General features: G+C 71.1%; 1 protein-coding gene. It reads left to right on the top strand.

Annotation, left to right across the window (positions count from 1 at the left end):
• The coding region (locus AB0M20_RS45205; RefSeq protein ID WP_364307812.1) for a penicillin acylase family protein at window positions 1-1,101 on the top strand (1,101 nt) is incomplete at both ends.

Genomic DNA, 1,101 nt, shown 5'->3' with positions numbered 1-1,101 from the left:
GTCTCACCCGGCGGGCGCGCCGAGCCGGTGCGCGCCGCCGAGGTGCCGGCGGCGGTCGCCCGACTGGCGGACGACTATCTCCGGCACGCCGAGCAGGCGCCATTGATCGTGGAGGCGATGAACCGCTCGGCCGACCGCGGGTCGAACTCGTGGGTGATCGGCGGCCGGCACACCGCGACGGGCCGGCCGATCCTGGCCAGCGACCCGCATCTGGGCCTGGAGACGCCCGCCATCGCCCACCCGGTCCGGCTCGAGGGCGCCGGGTTCGACCTGCAGGGCGACAGCCTGCCGGGTGCGCCCTTCATCATCCTGGGGCAGAACAGACACATCGCGTTCGGCGCGACCCAGCACCTCGTCGACGTCAGCGACACGTACGTCGAGCGGATCGTCGAGGACCCGGCGGCGGCGAGCGGTCTGTCCACGATGTACCAGGGCCGGCGTGAGCACGTGGTGGCGATTCCCGAGACGTTCCGGGTCAATCCGCGCGTGCCGGGCCGGCCGGACGCGCTCGACGTGGTGCCGCCCGGAGGTGCGATCCCCGACCGCACGCTGATCGTCCCGCGCCGCAACAACGGGCCGGTGCTGACCGCCGACGTGGCCGCGGGCACCGCGATCTCGGTGCAGTACACCGGGTTCTCCCCCACCGCCGAGCTGGAGGCGTTCCGCCGCTTCGGCCTGGCCCGCGACGTCGACGACTTCAAGGCCGCGATGCAGCACTTCGACCTGGGCGGCCAGCACTTCATCTACGCCGATGTGCGGGGCACCATCGCCTACTTCACCAATGCCGAGGTGCCGGTCCGCGAGGATCTGCAGGCCGGTGCGGTGCGCGGCAATCCGCCATACCTGCTGCGCGACGGCACCGGTGGCAACGAGTGGCTGCCGGTCAGTCATCCGCAACCACAGCAGGCCGTGCCCTACGAGATCGTGCCGTTCGCCGAGCTGCCGCAGGTGATCAACCCACCCGCCGGGTTCATCGTGTCGGCCAACAACGACCCGACCACCAACACCTTCGACAACAACGTGCTCAACCAGGTCCGTCCCGGCGGCGGCATCTTCTACCTCGGTCACCTGCACAACGGCTTCCGGGGTGGCCGGATCACC

Origin of the sequence: Actinoplanes sp. NPDC051633, from assembly GCF_040681735.1 — a bacterium.
GTDB lineage: Bacteria > Actinomycetota > Actinomycetes > Mycobacteriales > Micromonosporaceae > Actinoplanes.
This window is presented reverse-complemented; position numbering and strand designations above follow the sequence as displayed.